This is a genomic window from Serratia rhizosphaerae, assembly GCF_009817885.1.
Classification (GTDB): domain Bacteria; phylum Pseudomonadota; class Gammaproteobacteria; order Enterobacterales; family Enterobacteriaceae; genus Serratia_B; species Serratia_B rhizosphaerae.
In genome coordinates, this window is record NZ_CP041764.1 from 2,751,524 (window position 1) to 2,767,352 (window position 15,829).

Annotated in this window: 13 protein-coding genes and 1 riboswitch; of the genes, 8 read left to right on the forward strand and 5 right to left on the reverse strand. The window is 61.6% G+C overall.

Translation table 11 applies throughout. From position 1 onward, the window contains the following. Window positions 1-17 precede the first annotated feature (17 nt). From glnE to yjeH, 3 genes are all read left to right on the forward strand, one after another. Window positions 18-2,861, forward strand: a complete 2,844-nt coding sequence (gene glnE, locus FO014_RS12845) for a bifunctional [glutamate--ammonia ligase]-adenylyl-L-tyrosine phosphorylase/[glutamate--ammonia-ligase] adenylyltransferase (protein ID WP_160029793.1) — start codon at window positions 18-20, stop codon at window positions 2,859-2,861. A gap of 79 nt (window positions 2,862-2,940) precedes the next feature. Next, window positions 2,941-4,371, forward strand: coding sequence for a bifunctional D-glycero-beta-D-manno-heptose-7-phosphate kinase/D-glycero-beta-D-manno-heptose 1-phosphate adenylyltransferase HldE (gene hldE / locus FO014_RS12850; RefSeq protein WP_160029794.1), 1,431 nt, complete (start codon window positions 2,941-2,943; stop codon window positions 4,369-4,371). A 66-nt stretch (window positions 4,372-4,437) separates the two neighbouring features. Then, complete coding sequence (gene yjeH / locus FO014_RS12855; RefSeq protein ID WP_160029795.1) at window positions 4,438-5,688, forward strand: L-methionine/branched-chain amino acid transporter; 1,251 nt, start codon at window positions 4,438-4,440, stop codon at window positions 5,686-5,688. Window positions 5,689-5,755: 67 nt separating this feature from the next. On the opposite strand, the gene ubiK is transcribed toward yjeH, so the two are convergent. Beyond that, window positions 5,756-6,025, reverse strand: coding sequence for a ubiquinone biosynthesis accessory factor UbiK (ubiK, locus tag FO014_RS12860; protein WP_160029796.1), 270 nt, complete (start codon window positions 6,023-6,025; stop codon window positions 5,756-5,758). Window positions 6,026-6,175: 150 nt separating this feature from the next. Beyond that, window positions 6,176-6,335, forward strand: a riboswitch (FMN riboswitch). A gap of 108 nt (window positions 6,336-6,443) precedes the next feature. On the opposite strand from ubiK, the gene ribB reads away from it, so the two are divergent. Further along, entirely contained in the window at window positions 6,444-7,097 is a 654-nt protein-coding gene (gene ribB, locus FO014_RS12865) for a 3,4-dihydroxy-2-butanone-4-phosphate synthase (RefSeq protein WP_160029797.1), read from the forward strand. 66 nt (window positions 7,098-7,163) lie between these two features. Here ribB and zupT read toward each other — a convergent pair whose 3' ends face one another. Next, the gene (gene zupT, locus FO014_RS12870) at window positions 7,164-7,931 is read right to left on the reverse strand and encodes a zinc transporter ZupT (RefSeq protein ID WP_160029798.1); all 768 of its coding nucleotides are present in this window, start codon (window positions 7,929-7,931) and stop codon (window positions 7,164-7,166) included. A gap of 213 nt (window positions 7,932-8,144) precedes the next feature. Between zupT and ygiD the strand changes: the two genes are divergently transcribed. Beyond that, on the forward strand, window positions 8,145-8,927 hold the full coding sequence (gene ygiD / locus FO014_RS12875) for a 4,5-DOPA-extradiol-dioxygenase (RefSeq protein WP_160031408.1): 783 nt from the start codon (window positions 8,145-8,147) through the stop codon (window positions 8,925-8,927). 68 nt (window positions 8,928-8,995) lie between these two features. Here the strand turns inward: ygiD and FO014_RS12880 are convergent, their stop codons facing one another. Further along, window positions 8,996-10,156: a glutathionylspermidine synthase family protein gene (locus FO014_RS12880; RefSeq protein ID WP_160029799.1), complete on the reverse strand. Its 1,161-nt coding sequence runs from the start codon at window positions 10,154-10,156 to the stop codon at window positions 8,996-8,998. A gap of 3 nt (window positions 10,157-10,159) precedes the next feature. Continuing rightward, complete coding sequence (locus tag FO014_RS12885) at window positions 10,160-10,819, reverse strand: DUF1190 family protein (RefSeq protein WP_160029800.1); 660 nt, start codon at window positions 10,817-10,819, stop codon at window positions 10,160-10,162. A gap of 272 nt (window positions 10,820-11,091) precedes the next feature. Between FO014_RS12885 and dhaK the strand changes: the two genes are divergently transcribed. From dhaK to dhaM, 3 genes are read left to right on the forward strand one after another with little or no spacing between them, the layout of a single operon-like run. Next, window positions 11,092-12,162 (forward strand): dihydroxyacetone kinase subunit DhaK, encoded by a 1,071-nt coding sequence (gene dhaK, locus FO014_RS12890; protein WP_160029801.1) that lies wholly within the window; start codon window positions 11,092-11,094, stop codon window positions 12,160-12,162. 9 nt (window positions 12,163-12,171) lie between these two features. Next, the gene (dhaL, locus tag FO014_RS12895; protein WP_160029802.1) at window positions 12,172-12,801 is read left to right on the forward strand and encodes a dihydroxyacetone kinase subunit DhaL; all 630 of its coding nucleotides are present in this window, start codon (window positions 12,172-12,174) and stop codon (window positions 12,799-12,801) included. A gap of 12 nt (window positions 12,802-12,813) precedes the next feature. Then, complete coding sequence (gene dhaM / locus FO014_RS12900) at window positions 12,814-14,244, forward strand: dihydroxyacetone kinase phosphoryl donor subunit DhaM (protein ID WP_160029803.1); 1,431 nt, start codon at window positions 12,814-12,816, stop codon at window positions 14,242-14,244. Window positions 14,245-14,295: 51 nt separating this feature from the next. Here the strand turns inward: dhaM and tolC are convergent, their stop codons facing one another. Next, a complete protein-coding gene (gene tolC, locus FO014_RS12905; RefSeq protein ID WP_160029804.1) occupies window positions 14,296-15,801 on the reverse strand; it encodes an outer membrane channel protein TolC in 1,506 nt (501 codons plus the stop codon). Window positions 15,802-15,829: the final 28 nt, after the last annotated feature.

Consider the following 15,829-nt stretch of genomic DNA (forward strand, 5'->3'; position numbering starts at 1 on the left):
TATCAGGGACATTCAGCATGTCGCCACTTTCAGTCACATTACAGGCGCAGGCACAGCAGGTTGTGGAGCGCTTTCAGGAAGTTAACGGTAGCGCGTGGGTATTTGACGAGCGGGAGCAACAGGCTCTGGCGTCGAGCGATTTCATCAGCGATACGCTGTTGAATCATCCGGCGTGGCTGACGACGCTGCGACAGCAGCCGCCGACGGCGGAGGAGTGCCAGCATTATGCCGCCTGGCTGCAGGACGTGCTGGAAGAGGTGAGTGATGAAGCTGCGCTGATGCGCGAGCTGCGTCTGTTCCGGCGGGAAACGCTGGTGCGTATTGCCTGGGCGCAGGCGCTGAATCTTTGCAGTACCGAACAGACCCTGCAGCAGTTGAGCGCGCTGGCGGAAACGCTGATCGTCAGCGCGCGCGACTGGCTGTACCAAACCTGCTGCCGTGAATGGGGCACGCCGTGCAATGCCGACGGCGTCCCGCAGCCGCTGCTGGTGCTGGGCATGGGCAAGCTGGGCGGCGGCGAGCTGAATTTTTCATCCGACATCGACCTGATTTTCGCCTATCCGGAAAACGGCCAGACCGTGGGCGGCCGCCGTCAGCTGGATAATGCCCAGTTCTTTACCCGCCTTGGGCAGCGGCTGATTAAAGCGCTGGATCAGCACACTATCGACGGTTTTGTCTATCGGGTGGATATGCGCCTGCGCCCGTTCGGCGACAGCGGCCCGCTGGTAATGAGCTTTGCCGCGCTGGAGGATTACTATCAGGAGCAGGGGCGCGACTGGGAACGCTACGCGATGGTCAAGGCGCGGCTGATGGGCGGTTTCGACGATCCTTACAGCGCAGAGCTGCGCGGTATGCTGCGGCCGTTTGTATTCCGCCGCTATATCGATTTCAGCGTGATTCAGTCGCTGCGCAATATGAAAAGCATGATAGCCCGCGAGGTGCGGCGGCGCGGGTTAAAAGACAACATCAAGCTGGGCGCCGGCGGTATTCGTGAAATCGAGTTTATCACCCAGGTTTTCCAACTGATCCGCGGCGGGCGCGAGCCATCGCTGCAGGGACGAGCGCTGCTGCCGACGCTGCAGGCGATAGGGGAGCTGGGGCTGTTGCCGGAAGCGCAGGTCGCGGAGCTTGGCGCCGGCTATCTGTTTTTACGCCGGCTGGAAAATCTGCTGCAGGCTATCGCCGACCAGCAAACCCAGACGCTGCCGCAGGATGCGCTCGATCAGACTCGGCTGGCCTGGGGCATGGGGCTGGCCGACTGGCCGGCGCTGCTGACCCGGCTGGACGCGCATATGCGGGCGGTAAGGGCGGTGTTTGACGACCTGATTGGCGATGACGGCCCGGATGCGGAGGACGATCCGCAGTGTCAGCATTTCGCCGGCCTGTGGCTGGATGCGTTGGATGAACAGGAGATCGCGCCGCTGACGCCGCACCTAGGTGAAGAAGAACGCCGCATGATGCTGCGCACCCTTGCCGATTTCCGTCAGGACGTCGATAAACGCACCATTGGCCCGCGCGGCCGCGAGGTGCTGGATCAACTGATGCCGCGCCTGCTGGCGGAAGTGTGCCCGCGCAGCGATGCGCCGACCGCGCTGGCGCGGCTGACCCAGCTGCTGCTGAGCATCGTGACCCGCACCACCTACCTCGAACTGCTGGTGGAGTATCAGGCGGCCCTGAGTCATCTGATTCGCCTGTGCGCCGCCTCGCCGATGGTGGCCAGCCAGTTGGCGCGCTATCCGCTGCTGCTGGACGAGCTGCTCGATACCAATACGCTGTATCAGCCGGTGGCGCCGGACGCCTACCGCAGCGAGCTGCGGCAGTATCTGCTGCGCGTGCCGGAAGAGGATGAAGAGCAGCGGCTGGAAGCGCTGCGCCAGTTTAAACAGGCGCAGCAGTTGCGTATCGCCGCCGGCGATATTGCCGGTGCGCTGCCGGTAATGAAAGTGAGCGATCACTTAACTTACCTGGCGGAGGCGATTATCGACGCGGTGGTGCAGCAGGCGTGGAACGACATGGTGGCGCGCTATGGCCAGCCGACGCATCTGCATGAGCGCGAAGAGCGCGGCTTTGCCGTGATCGGCTATGGCAAACTGGGCGGCTGGGAGTTGGGCTACAGTTCCGATCTCGACCTGGTGTTCCTGCTGGACTGCCCGCCGGAGGTAATGACCGACGGCGCGCGCAGCATCGACGGCCGCCAGTTTTATCTGCGGCTGGCGCAGCGGGTGATGCATCTGTTCAGCACCCGCACCTCGTCCGGCATTCTGTATGAGGTTGACGCGCGCCTGCGCCCTTCCGGCGCGGCCGGTATGCTGGTCAGCACCATCGACGCCTTCGCCGAGTATCAACGCCATGAAGCCTGGACCTGGGAGCATCAGGCGCTGGTGCGGGCGCGCATCGTGTACGGCGATACGGCGCTGCAGCAGCGTTTTGACGCCATTCGCCGCGATATTCTCTGCCAGCCGCGCGACGACGACACCCTGCGTCAGGAAGTGCGGGAAATGCGCGAGAAGATGCGCAGTCATCTCGCCAACAAGCGGCGCGAACTGTTTGATATCAAAACCGATGAAGGTGGCATCACCGATATCGAATTTATCGCGCAATATCTGGTCTTACGCTATGCCGCGGATGAAGCGCGACTGGCCCGTTGGTCAGACAACGTGCGGATTTTCGAGCTGATGGCGAATTACGACATCATGGCCGAGGACGAGGCCGCCGCGCTGACGCAGGCCTATGTCGCGATGCGCGATGAGATCCACCATCTGGCGCTGCAGGAACACTCCGGCAAGGTCAGCAGTGAGCAGTTCACCGCTGAGCGGGAGCAGGTGCGCGCCAGTTGGCGCCGCTGGCTGGGCCAGCGGTAAAATTACCTTTATGCCGGTATTAGCGAGGTCTGTGATAATATCGGCGCCATTAAATTTATGACCTGTTTGGAGTTATCGGATGAAAGTTACGCTGCCTGATTTTCGCCGCGCCGGTGTGCTGGTGGTTGGCGATGTCATGTTGGATCGCTATTGGTATGGGCCGACCAGCCGTATTTCACCGGAAGCCCCGGTGCCGGTGGTCAAGGTAGATACGATTGAAGAGCGTCCCGGCGGTGCGGCTAACGTTGCGATGAACATCGCCTCGCTCGGCGCCAATTCGCGTCTGGTGGGCCTGACCGGCATCGATGATGCGGCGCGGGCGTTGAACGCCAAACTGGATGAAGTCAACGTGCGCTGTGATTTTGTCTCGGTGCCGACGCATCCGACCATCACTAAACTGCGCATCCTGTCGCGTAACCAGCAGCTGATTCGCCTGGATTTTGAAGAAGGCTTCTCCAATGTGGATCCGCAGCCGATGCTGGAGCGCATTCAGCAGGCACTGCCGCAGATCGGCGCGCTGGTGCTGTCCGATTACGCCAAGGGCGCGCTCAGCCAGGTGCAGGGAATGATCCAACTGGCGCGGGCGGCCAAGGTGCCGGTGCTGATCGACCCGAAAGGCACGGATTTTGAACGTTACCGCGGCGCTACGCTGCTGACGCCGAACCTGTCCGAATTTGAAGCCGTGGTCGGCCACTGCAGCAGCGAAGAGCAGCTGGTGGCGCGCGGCATGCAGCTGGTGAAGGATTTTGAGCTGTCCGCGCTGCTGGTCACCCGTTCCGAGCACGGCATGACGCTGCTGCAGCCGGGGCGTGAACCGCTGCATCTGCCGACGCAGGCGCAGGAAGTGTTTGACGTCACCGGCGCCGGCGATACGGTGATCGGCGTGCTGGCTGCTGCGCTGGCCGCCGGCAATACGCTGGAAGAGTCCTGCTTCCTGGCGAACGCTGCCGCGGGCGTGGTGGTCGGCAAGCTGGGCACCTCGACCGTTTCGCCAATCGAACTGGAAAACGCCATTCGCGGCCGGGCCGAAACCGGCTTTGGCGTGATGAACGAAGAACAGTTGAAAAAAGCGGTGGCGCAGGCGCGTCAGCGTGGTGAAAAAGTGGTGATGACCAACGGCATCTTCGACATCTTGCACGCCGGTCACGTCTCCTATCTGGCCAATGCGCGCAAGCTGGGGGATCGCCTGATCGTTGCGGTAAACAGCGACGCCTCTACCAAACGACTGAAAGGGGAAACGCGACCGGTCAATGCGCTGGAAAACCGCATGGTGGTGCTCGGTGCGCTGGAAGCGGTCGACTGGGTGGTGCCGTTTGAAGAAGACACGCCGCAGCGGCTGATTGCCGACGTCCTGCCGGACTTGCTGGTGAAAGGCGGTGATTACAAGCCTGAAGAGATTGCCGGCAGCAAGGAAGTGTGGGCGAACGGCGGTGAGGTGAAGGTGCTGAACTTCGAAGACGGCCTGTCGACCACCAATATCATCAACGCGATCAAAGACGGACGCGGTTAATTCACGGCGTCAGCGCGATCTCAGGCGCGCTGCGTATGCGCGCGCCGCTGAATACGGTGGTTGTCAGTGAGTGGACTGAAGCAGGAACTGGGGCTGGTGCAGGGCGTTGGGCTGCTGTCCACCTCGTTATTGGGTACCGGCGTGTTTGCGGTGCCGGCGCTGGCGGCGCAGCTGGCGCAGGGCGACAGCCTGTGGGCCTGGCCGCTGCTGATCGCGCTGGTGTTTCCCATCGCTATTGCCTTTGCGGCATTAGGGCGACACTTTCCCAGCGCCGGCGGCGCGGCGCACTTTGTCGGCATGGCGTTCGGCCCCCGTATGGGCAAGGTTACCGCCTGGCTGTTTTTGTCGGTGATCCCGGTCGGCCTGCCGGCCGCTTTACAGATTGCCGCCGGCTTCTGGCAGTCGACGCTGGGTTGGAGCGCCGGTGGCCTGCTGCTGGTCGAGATCGCCACCCTGCTGCTTATCTGGCTGCTCGGCACGCGCAGCGCCGGTTCCAGCGCCAATATTCAGACGCTGATCGCCGTGCTGGTGGTGGCGCTGGTGGCCGCTATCTGGTGGAAAGGCGACATTGAACCGGCTGAGATCCCGTGGCCGGCGCTTGAGGACGTTGCGCCAGGCAATATGTTCCGTGCGCTGGCGGTGATGTTCTGGTGTTTTGTCGGGCTGGAGGCCTTTGCCCATCTGGCGACCGAGTTCCGTAACTCGGCGCGCGATTTCCCGCGCGCGCTGCTGCTTGGCATGCTGCTGGCCGGTCTGGTGTATTGGGGCGGCACCGTGGCGGTGCTGCATTTCCATGCCTATGGCGCACATCAGGCGGCTGCGGCTTCGCTGCCGGGCATTGTGGTGCAGCTGTTCGGGCAGCATGCGCTGTGGGTGGCCTGCATTATCGGCTATCTGGCCTGTTTCGCCAGCGTGAATATTTACACCCAGAGTTTTGCCAGGATGGTGTGGTCGCAGGCGCAGAGCAAACCGCACAGCGCATTAGCCAGGCTGTCGTCCGCACAGACGCCTCTAAATGCCCTCACGCTGGTGGTGGGCAGCTGTCTGTTATTCACCTTGCTGATTTATATGCTGGGCCTGCCGCTGGATACGCTGCTGGTGTACGCCAACGGTATTTTTGTGCTGATCTACTTGCTGTGCATGCTGGCGGGGTGCCGGCTGTTGTCGGGCCGTTCGCGGCTGATGGCGCTGGTGGGTACGCTGCTGTGCGTGCTGCTGCTGGTGATTATCGGTTGGAAAAGCGCCTATGCGCTGGCGATGTTTGCGCTGATCTGGCTGCTGCTGCCGAGGCGGGCCAGAGTAAGCGCGAAACAATAAGGGGCTGAACCAGGTCAGCCCGCTCGTGTTCAGGTAAGCGTGGCGGCGGACGATTGCCGCGCCGGGCTTATTCTTCTTCCTGTTTCGGCGCGCCGGTCTGCTTGCCTTCCAGATCGGCGATGCGCTGTTCCAGCAGCGCCAGCTTTTCGCGGGTGCGCAGCAGCACCTGGGTCTGCACGTCGAACTCTTCACGGTTCACCAGGTCCAGACGACCCAATTGCGCCTGCAGAACCTGACGCACTTTTTTCTCTACGTCTTCCCCGAATTCGCGTACGCCTTTTGGCATGGATTCATGCACCTGACGTGCGATCTGTTCAATTTTTTTCGGGTCAATCATGGCGTATCCCTTTCAGAATGTAATGGCTGTTGTTTAGTGTAATGCGAGTTGCGCGCCGGATAAACCACTACCTGATCTTTACATTGCGTCACTTCACAGCGCTACTGCGCATATCTTGAAAGGTGCGGGGGATAGCGTTATAGTCGTTCTGCTTATTCTCAGGGCGGGGTGAAAGTCCCCACCGGCGGTAAATCACCTGTTACGGTGAAAGCCCGCGAGCGCTCAGCCAGCCTGCAAGGCCGGTTAGAGGTCAGCAGATCCGGTGTAATTCCGGGGCCGACGGTTATAGTCCGGATGGGAGAGAGTAACGGTATCTGCCGGGCATGCGCCCGCTTGCGTTATTTTTGGCTATAACAATAGTCACTCCTCAAGATCGCCCTGATTCTGGTAATCCATAAATTTAATGAGGTTTTTTACCATGAATCAGACGCTACTTTCAGATTTCGGCACGCCGGTAGAACGCGTTGAACGCGCGCTGGACGCACTGCGCAACGGGCGCGGTGTGATGGTGCTTGATGATGAAAATCGTGAAAACGAAGGTGATATGATCTTCGCCGCAGAAACCATGACCGTTGAGCAGATGGCGCTGACCATTCGCCACGGCAGCGGCATTGTTTGCCTGTGTCTTACCGAAGAACGCCGTCAGCAGCTGGATCTGCCGATGATGGTGACCAACAACTCCAGCCAGTTCCAGACCGCGTTCACCGTAACGATTGAAGCGGCGCAGGGCGTGACCACCGGCGTTTCCGCCGCTGACCGCCTGACCACTATCCGCGCGGCGATTGCCGATAACGCCAAGCCGAGCGACCTGAACCGTCCGGGCCACGTGTTCCCGCTGCGCGCGCAGCCGGGTGGCGTATTGTCCCGCCGCGGCCATACCGAAGCGACCATCGATATGGTAACGCTGGCCGGCTTCAAGCCTGCAGGCGTGCTGTGTGAACTGACCAATGACGACGGCAGCATGGCGCATGCGCCGGAAGTGATTGCGTTTGCCAAGCAGCATGAGATGGCCGTGCTGACGATTGAAGATCTGGTGGCTTACCGTCAGATGCAGGAAAAGCAGGCGAGCTGAAGCGCGCTTTAGCGTTACCGATGAAAAAAGGCTGAACTCTGTTCAGCCTTTTTTGTTGTCCGGCGGTTAACCCAGTCCGCCGCTTTGCAGCAGCGTCAGGCTAAAGCCCATTACCGCCATGCCGCACAGCACGCCATAGCTGGGGTTGTTGTGGGGGTCGATCTTTTTCGCCAGCGGCATCAGTTCATCCACCGACAGCGCCACCATAATGCCGGCCACCGCCGCCATAATCGCGGCCATCATCACCGGTGAAATCAGCGGCCCCAGCAGCACAAAGGCCAGCAGCCCGCCGAGGATCTCCGCCAGGCCGGAAATCCCGGACCACAGCAGCGCCTTGGTTTTTGAACCGGTGGCGGCATAAACCGGCCCGGCGACCGCCAGCCCTTCGGGAATATTGTGAATGGCGACCGCCAGAGCGATGCCCATCCCCAGTTCCAGGTCAGCGCTGGCGGTGACAAAGGTGGCGATGCCTTCCGGGAAGTTATGCAGGCTGATGCCCAGCGTCAGCAAGATGGCGGTGCGCTTGAGATTGTGCGGGTTGATCGGCTGTTGCATCAGATCCTGCGGGTGCTGGTGCGGCAGCATGCGATCGAGGGCAAAGTAGCCCAGCAGACCCAGCATAAACATGCCGTAGCCGAGCATCGGCGACATGCCTGCCGTATGCAGCGCGGCGGGCAGCATTTCCATCAGTGAAATCAGCAGCATAATGCCGGCCGCGAAGCCGAGGGCAAAGGCCAACAGCCGGTTGGAAGGCTTCTGGCCGATAATGCCGAACAGCGCGCCCACAAAGGTGGCGCCACCGGCCAGCAGAGTCAGAATCAGCGGTACCGACATCGAGCGTCCTCTTTTGTATGCTAATGATAATTATTCATATTCTGATACTAACAGAGTAAAAGCATAAATCGAGCGGATTTACCTGATTGCTGACATTGTTTTCACCATTCAAATTTCTTGAATATCATCATCACGCTTATCCCGCTGTGTCTTGGAGATAAACGGCGTAAGGTGGTCATCAGTAATGTTGATGACTCCGCAAAGGGGGAAATGATGACGATTTCTCGTATGCCGGCGCTGTTTCTCGGCCACGGCAGCCCGATGAACGTGCTGGAAGAAAACCGCTATACCGAAACCTGGCGCCGGCTGGGGGAAAGCCTGCCGCGGCCGCAGGCGATTGTGGCCGTCTCCGCCCACTGGTATACCCGCGGCACCGCAGTGACAGCGATGGAACAGCCGAAAACCATTCACGATTTTGGCGGTTTCCCGCAGGCGCTGTTTGATACGCAGTATCCGGCACCCGGTTCACCGGAATTGGCGGCCCGCCTGCAGCAACTGTTGGCGCCGACGCCGGTGCTGGCGGATCGTGAGACGTGGGGATTGGATCACGGCAGTTGGGGGGTGTTGATCAAGATGTATCCGCAGGCGGATATTCCGGTGGTGCAACTGAGCATCGACGGCACCCAACCGGCGCAGTACCACTATGCGCTGGGGCGCAAGCTGGCGGCGCTGCGGGAGCAGGGGGTGATGATCGTCGCCAGCGGCAACGTGGTGCATAACCTGCGTATGGCGCGCTGGCAGGGGGACGGCAGCCCGTATCCGTGGGCCGAGTCGTTTAACCAGTATGTGCGCGACAACCTGCGCTATCAGGGTGAGGATCACCCGTTGGTGAACTTTATGCAGCACGAAGGCGCCGCGCTGTCGAACCCGACGCCGGAGCACTACTTGCCGTTGCTGTATGTACTGGGCGCCTGGGACGGCGACGAGCCGATAAGCATACCGGTCGACGGCATCGAGATGGGCTCGCTCAGTATGCTGTCGGTACAGGTCGGATAAAGAAAAACGCCGGCGTTAAGCTGGCGTTGGCGTGTTCAGAGCAGAGTCGCCGGTTTACGGCGCACGATTTAGCCCAAAATAATATGCGGGTAGAAGCGCGACAGGTCTTGGGTGATCAGCTCGCGGTCTTCGCGCAGGCCAATGCCGCAGGCCTGATCGTTGATCAGCCAGCTGCCGATCAGCGTGTAGCTGCCCTCAAACTGCGGCAGCGGGTGGAACTGCTGCACGATCATGCCTTCTTCGCCGTAAGGGCCGTCGACGTTGGCCACTTCCTGACCGTTTTGTACGATGCGGATATTGGCCCCTTCGCGGGAGAACAGCGGCTTGACCACGTAGTGCTCCAGCGGCGGATGCTCATCTTCGGCAAAATAGGCCGGCAGCAGATTGGGATGATTGGGGAACATTTCCCACAGCATCGGCAGCAGCGCCTTATTGGAAAGGATGCTCTTCCAGGCCGGCTCCAGCCAGCGCACGCCGGCGTCCTCCAGCTTGGTGGAGAACATCTCGCGCAGCATAAATTCCCACGGATACAGCTTGAACAGGTTGCCGATCACCTGGTTTTGCAGATCGGTAAACTGGCCCTTTTCCCCCAGGCCGATCTCTTCCATAAACAGGAACTCGGTGGGGACGCCGGCCTCCTGCGCGCAATCCTGCAGATACTGCACCGTGCCGCGGTCTTCTTCGCTGTCCTGACAGCAGGCCATATGCAGCAGGCCGAAACCGTGGTGCGCCTTCAGTTCGGCAAAGCGTTCGATCAGCTTTTCCTGCAGGCTGTTGTACTGATCCGCCTGCGGATCCAGCTTGCCGGCGTTAATCTGATCTTCCAGCCAAATCCATTGGAAGAACGCCGCTTCGTACAGCGAGGTCGGCGTATCGGCGTTGTTTTCCAGCAGCTTGGGCGGGTTCACGCCGTCATAGGCCAGATCGAGACGCGAATAGAGCGACGGCGCGCCGGTGCGCCAGGCGCTGCGCACAAACTCCCAGGTATGCTTCGGAATGCGGAATTTGGCCATCAGAGCATCGCTGGCGACCACTTTTTCCACCACCTGCAGGCACATCTGGTGCAGCTCTTCGGTAACGCTTTCGATCTCTTCAATCTGCGCCAGCGTAAACTGGTAGTAGGCATCCTCACGCCAGTAGGGCTCGCCGTACATGGTGTGAAAATTAAAACCGAACTCCGCCGCCTTGGCCTGCCAGTCCGGGCGCTCTTCAATGGCAATGCGTTTCATCGGTTAGCCACCCATACTGCGGGAAGAGGTGCCGGACGCCGCGCTGCGCTGCATGCTGGTCTGTTTGGCGACGGTTTCGCCGAAGCCGCCGCGCGTAACGGTGTTGGTGACGGCCGGTTTCGGCGCCATGGCGGTTTTCGGCACCGTCATGGTGCGGCCGCCGGCGGTGGCCGGGCCGTAGCTCTTGCCGGTGGCGTCGACGAACTTGCCGTTGGCCGGGCTGGCCGGGTTTTTCGAGGAGAACAGCGGCTGCTGTGCAAAGCCGGAACCGCCCATCATACGGCCCATCATGTAGCCCGCCATCAGCGGCATCCAGAAGCTGCCGCTGCTTTGCGATTCCGCCGCCATGCCGGCCTGGGCCGGCGCCTGCGTACACTGCGCTTCGCCGAATTCGGCCACGCAGTCTTCACGGCTGGCGTACTTCGGCGCGGTTTTTTCCGCTTCTTTCAGCGCGTTGTTGTAGGCGGTGGTGCACTGTTCGCTCATAGACGGATTGGCGCGCGAGCAGTCGTCGGCGTTTTGATACAGCGAGACGGTCTCGTCGCTCTTTTCACAGCCGGCAAGCATAAATACGGCGCTGACGGCCAGCGCGACCGGCGCCATACGGTAGCTGCGCCAGGACTTGCGGAACGTCTCTTGGTTGATGTTTTTGGTCCGTTTCATCGTGGTAAATCCCATCTCGTGCGGGCTGTCTCGCCCTTTCCCAGTAGTGGCGTAAGAATAGGGGAAAGCTGGTCAAAATTAAAGCTGAAACGCCGGTTCAAAATGGTATTTACGCAGCTATACACAAAATTGCCGGCTTTGGCGGAGAACCGGGTGCAACGTGCAGAAATATGCGTCGTTTGTGCCGGTTTGCTCGCGGAAAGTCCGTGTCTCTTGTTCCATACTGAAACCTCGGCAGGCGCCAAAAACGGCGTCATTCGGAGGAGGCCAAGGTGAAAAAACTAATCAATCAGGTTGAATCGGTGCTGGAGGAGCAGTTGCTCGGGCTGGGCGAGGCGCATCCGGCGCTGTTGGTGCAGTGCGATCCGCTGTTTGTCTGCCGTGCGGACGGCCCGGCGGCGGGCAAAGTGGCGCTGTTATCCGGCGGCGGCAGCGGCCATGAGCCGATGCACTGCGGCTTTGTCGGCGCAGGCATGCTGGACGGCGCCTGCCCGGGAGAAATTTTTACCTCGCCGACGCCGGATAAAATGTTCGCCTGCGGGCTGGCGATTGACGGCGGCGCCGGCGTGCTGCTGCTGGTCAAGAACTACACCGGCGACGTGCTGAATTTTGAGACCGCCGCCGAACTGCTGCACGACGGCGGCGTGGCGGTGGCGACGCTGCTGGTGGATGACGATGTGGCGGTAAAAGACAGCCTGTTCACCGCCGGACGCCGCGGCGTCGCCAATACCGTGCTGTTGGAAAAACTGCTCGGCGCGGCGGCGGCGCGCGGCGATTCGCTGGATGATCTGGTGACGCTGGGCCACCGTCTGAACAATCAGGGGCACTCCATCGGCATCGCGCTCGGTGCCTGCACCGTGCCGGCCGCCGGCAAACCGTCGTTTACGCTGGCGGATAACGAGATGGAGTTCGGCGTCGGCATTCACGGCGAGCCGGGCATTGCGCGGCGGCCCTTCAGCGGCCTCAATCAGGCGGTGGATGCGATGTTTCATACCTTGCTGGAACACGGTCACTACCAACGTACGATTCGCGTCTGGGATCGGGGGCAGGGCGAGTGGCGGGAAGAGCTGCAGACCAAGCGGCCGCTGGCGCGCGGCGACCGGGTGATTGCGCTGGTGAATAACCTGGGGGCGACGCCGCTGTCGGAGCTGTACGGCGTCTACCATCGTCTGGCCGAGCGCTGTGCGGAAACCGGGCTGATTGTGGAGCGGAGTCTGGTCGGCGCCTACTGTACCTCGCTGGATATGCAGGGCGTCTCCATCACCCTGCTGAAGGTGGACGACGAGGCGCTGTCACTGTGGGATGCGCCGGTCAATACGCCGGCGCTGCGTTGGGGTTGCTAAGGAGGAAGCATGGCGTTAACGAAACAACAGTTGGTCGACTGGCTGATGCGCTGCGGCGAGGTATTTCGCCGCGAGCGTGATTTTTTGACCGAGTTGGATACGGCGATCGGTGATGCCGATCACGGCCTGAACATGAACCGCGGTTTCGACCAGGTGGCGGCTAAGCTGCCGTCGGTGGCGGAGCAGGATATCGGCGCGATATTGAAAAGCAGCGGCATGACGCTGCTGTCCAGCGTCGGCGGCGCCAGCGGTCCGCTGTTCGGCACCTTCTTTATCCGCGCGGCGCAGGTGACGGCCGGCAAACAGAGTCTGGATCTGGCTGAACTGCAGCAGATGGTGCAGGCCGGCGCGGAGGGCGTGGCGGCACGCGGCAAGGCGCAGCCGGGAGATAAAACCATGTGCGACGTCTGGCAGCCGGTGGCGGACAGTCTGAAGCAGTCGCTGGCACAGGCGTCGGATGTCAGGGCTGGGCTGCGGCAGGCCGCAGAACGGGCGCGGCAGGCGGCGGAAAGCACCATCGCCATGCAGGCGCGCAAGGGACGGGCCAGCTATCTGGGAGAGCGCAGTATCGGCCATCAGGATCCCGGCGCGACTTCGGTGATGCTGATGATCCAGGCGCTGTCTGCGGCGGCGGGCTAAGCGGGAGGCGAAATGATCAATATCGTAGTGGTTTCACACAGCGCGCTGCTGGCGCAGGGCGTTGAGGCGCTGGCGCGGCAGATGATGCGCAGTGAAGGTTGCCGGCTGGCGCTGGCGGCGGGCGTTGACGATGAGCAAAACCCGATCGGTACCGATGCAATGCAGGTGATGGCGGCGATTGAATCGGTGGCCGACGGTGACGGCATCGTGGTGCTGATGGATCTGGGCAGCGCGTTGCTGAGTGCGGAAACCGCGCTGGAGTTGCTGGAGCCTGCACTGGCGGCCAAAGTGACGCTCTGCGCCGCGCCGTTGGTGGAGGGCACCTTGGCGGCGGTGGTGGCCGCCAATGCCGGCGCCGGGCTGGAACAGGTGCTGGCGGAGGCGCGGGGCGCGCTGCAGGCCAAGCAGGCGCAGCTGGGGGAGACGGCGACGGCGCTGAAAACGCTTGAGCTGCCGCCAGAGCAGGGCAAAAGCGTCCGTTGGCAGGTACAGAATGCCCATGGCCTGCACGCGCGCCCGGCGGCGCGTCTGGCGGAAACGCTGGCGCATTTTGACGCCGAACTGACGCTGGAGAAGGGCGGTCAGTGCGTCGATCCGCGCAGCCTGAATCAGCTGGCGCTGCTGCAGGTGGGCCATGGCGACACCATCCGGCTGATCGCCAGCGGCAGACAGGCCGACGAGGCGCTGGCGGCGTTTAATACTCTGGCGCAGCAGCACTTCGGGGAAGCGGTTTCCGGTGAACAGCCGCTGTCGTTGCACGGGGTGCCGGTGGCGGAGAGCGTCAGCAGCGGGCCGATTCTGCAGTGGCGTAGCGTCTGGCCGACGCTGCCGGCGCGGCATACCGGCGTCGATGATATTTTGCATGAGCAGCAGCGACTGCGTCAGGCCCTGCAGCAGACGCTCGGCGATCTTAACCGGCTGGCGGAGCGCACCGCGACGCTGATCGGCAAACCCCAGGCGGGAATCTTCGGCGCGCACAGCATGTTGCTGGACGATCCGGACTTACAGCAGTCGGCGTATACGCGCATCGCCCAGCAGTGTTGCAGCGCCGAGCAGGCGTGGCGGCAGGAGATGGAGGCCGTTGCGGCCGATTATCGCGCGTTGGACGATGATTATCTACGGGCGCGCGAGCTGGACGTGCGCGACATCCTGCGGCGCACCCTCAGCTATCTGCAACAGCAGCCGATCCCGCCGATTACCCTGTCGGAGCCGGTGATTTTAGTGATGGATGAGCTGATGCCGTCGGAGGTGGTGATGCTGGACCGGCGCATGGTGCTGGGGATTTGTCTGAGCGGCGGCAGTGCGCTGTCGCACAGCGCTATTCTGGCCAAGGCGATGGGCATGCCGATGGTGGTCGGCATGAGCGATTGTCTGGAAAAAACCCGCAGCGGCCAGACGGCGATGTTGGATGCGGCGCGCGGGGTGCTGCAGCTGAGCACATAAAAAAGGCGCGGCAGAGGCCGCGCCCGGAGTACGTATTGTCACGCTGGGCCGTCAGTTGCGGAACGGATTGCGTGGCTGGCTGCCGGTTGCCGCCGGTGCGGTAGGCTGCGGCGTCGCGCTGTTGACGCGGTTAGCCGGAGCCGGTGCGGCGACCTGCTGCATCGGTGCGTTATCCTGATAACCGTCGGCATAGGCATCCTGGCCGCGGTTCTGCGGCGCGACCGCGTCCGGCGCGGTAGAAACCGGTTGGCCCAGCGCGCCGTTCAGCGTCAGCAGGTCATTCTGGTTCAGGGTGCCGAGCGCCGATTTAATGTTCAACTGGTTGATCAGGTAGGTGTAGCGCGCGTCGGACAGCTGACGTTTGGCGTCATACAGCTGAGTGGTGGCGTCCAGCACGTCGACGATGGTGCGGGTGCCCACCTGGTAGCCGGCTTCCATCGCGTCCAGTGAACTCTGCGCCGAGATCACCGCCTGTTTGTAGGCGTTGATGCTGCTGATTGAGGCGTTGACGTTGTTGTACGAGGAGCGCACGGTCTGCACCACGGTGCGGTGCGAGCTTTCCAGCTGTTCGCTGGCGCCGACGAAGCTGTACTGCGCCTGCTTCACCTGCGAATTGGTGGCGCCGCCGCTGTAGATCGGCAGGTTAAAGCTGACGCCGATTTTGTTCTGGCCGATGTCTGAATCAGGACTGGTGTTGCGCGAGCCGTTATTTTTGGTATTGGTAATACCGGTGGAAGCGCTCATATCGATGGTCGGCATATAGCCGGTTTGCGCATATTTGATCTGTTCACGCGCCAGATCCTGGCTCAGACGCGCCGAGAGCAGGCTCAGGTTGCGCGCTTCCGCTTCTTTCAGCAGGTTATTGACCGCTTCCGGTCGCGTGGTGGCGAAACGGTCGGTATTCAGCGAAGCCAGTTCCGGGTAGAAGGTGCCGGTGACCTGACGCAGGGTTTCCAGCGCGTTGTCCAGCTCGTTGCGGGCGTTGACTTCGCTCGCCAGCACGGTGTCGTAGTTGGAACGGGCGTTCTGCACGTCGGTGATCGCCACCAGGCCGACATTAAAGCGCTGGGTGGTTTGATCCAGCGTGCGGTACACCGCATCTTTCTGCGCCTGGGTGTAGGACAGCGTATCGATCGCCTTCAGCACGTTGAAGTAGGCGGTGGCGGTGTCGAGGATCAGCTTCTGCTCCGCGGTCTGGAAAGTCACGTCGGAGATGCCGGCGGTTTTTTCCTGCAGCGTCAGCGCGCGCCATTTGGACATGTCAAAAATGGTCTGGGTCAGCGCCAGCGAGCCTTGGGTGGTATCGCTGTTGCTATCCTTGGCGTCGCGGTAGCCGCTGCCGTAGGTATAACCGGCGGACAACCCCAACTGCGGCAGCAACGGGCTGCGCGACTCGTTGATTTTTTCGAATGCGGCATCGCGGTCAGCGGCGGATTTGCGCAGATCCGGGTTACTTTCCCTCGCCTGTTTATAAACCTGCAGCAGGTTCTCTGCCTGGCTCATTGCACTGAAGCCGCCCAGGCTCAGTCCGATAAGAAGGGGGAGCAGTTTCTTCATTTGCATTCCTTGTTGTGCAGCAATATTG

Bases quoted from the DNA above. Each gene is read 5' to 3' on its own strand.
- ubiK (WP_160029796.1), bottom strand. From the start codon at position 6,025: ATGATTGACCCGAAAAAAATTGAACAGATCGCACGTCAGGTGCATGAA.
- ygiD (WP_160031408.1), top strand. From the start codon at position 8,145: ATGACGATTTCTCGTATGCCGGCGCTGTTTCTCGGCCACGGCAGCCCG.
- ribB (WP_160029797.1), top strand. From the start codon at position 6,444: ATGAATCAGACGCTACTTTCAGATTTCGGCACGCCGGTAGAACGCGTT.
- FO014_RS12885 (WP_160029800.1), bottom strand. From the start codon at position 10,819: ATGAAACGGACCAAAAACATCAACCAAGAGACGTTCCGCAAGTCCTGG.
- FO014_RS12880 (WP_160029799.1), bottom strand. From the start codon at position 10,156: ATGAAACGCATTGCCATTGAAGAGCGCCCGGACTGGCAGGCCAAGGCG.
- hldE (WP_160029794.1), top strand. From the start codon at position 2,941: ATGAAAGTTACGCTGCCTGATTTTCGCCGCGCCGGTGTGCTGGTGGTT.
- glnE (WP_160029793.1), top strand. From the start codon at position 18: ATGTCGCCACTTTCAGTCACATTACAGGCGCAGGCACAGCAGGTTGTG.
- tolC (WP_160029804.1), bottom strand. From the start codon at position 15,801: ATGAAGAAACTGCTCCCCCTTCTTATCGGACTGAGCCTGGGCGGCTTC.
- dhaL (WP_160029802.1), top strand. From the start codon at position 12,172: ATGGCGTTAACGAAACAACAGTTGGTCGACTGGCTGATGCGCTGCGGC.
- dhaM (WP_160029803.1), top strand. From the start codon at position 12,814: ATGATCAATATCGTAGTGGTTTCACACAGCGCGCTGCTGGCGCAGGGC.
- zupT (WP_160029798.1), bottom strand. From the start codon at position 7,931: ATGTCGGTACCGCTGATTCTGACTCTGCTGGCCGGTGGCGCCACCTTT.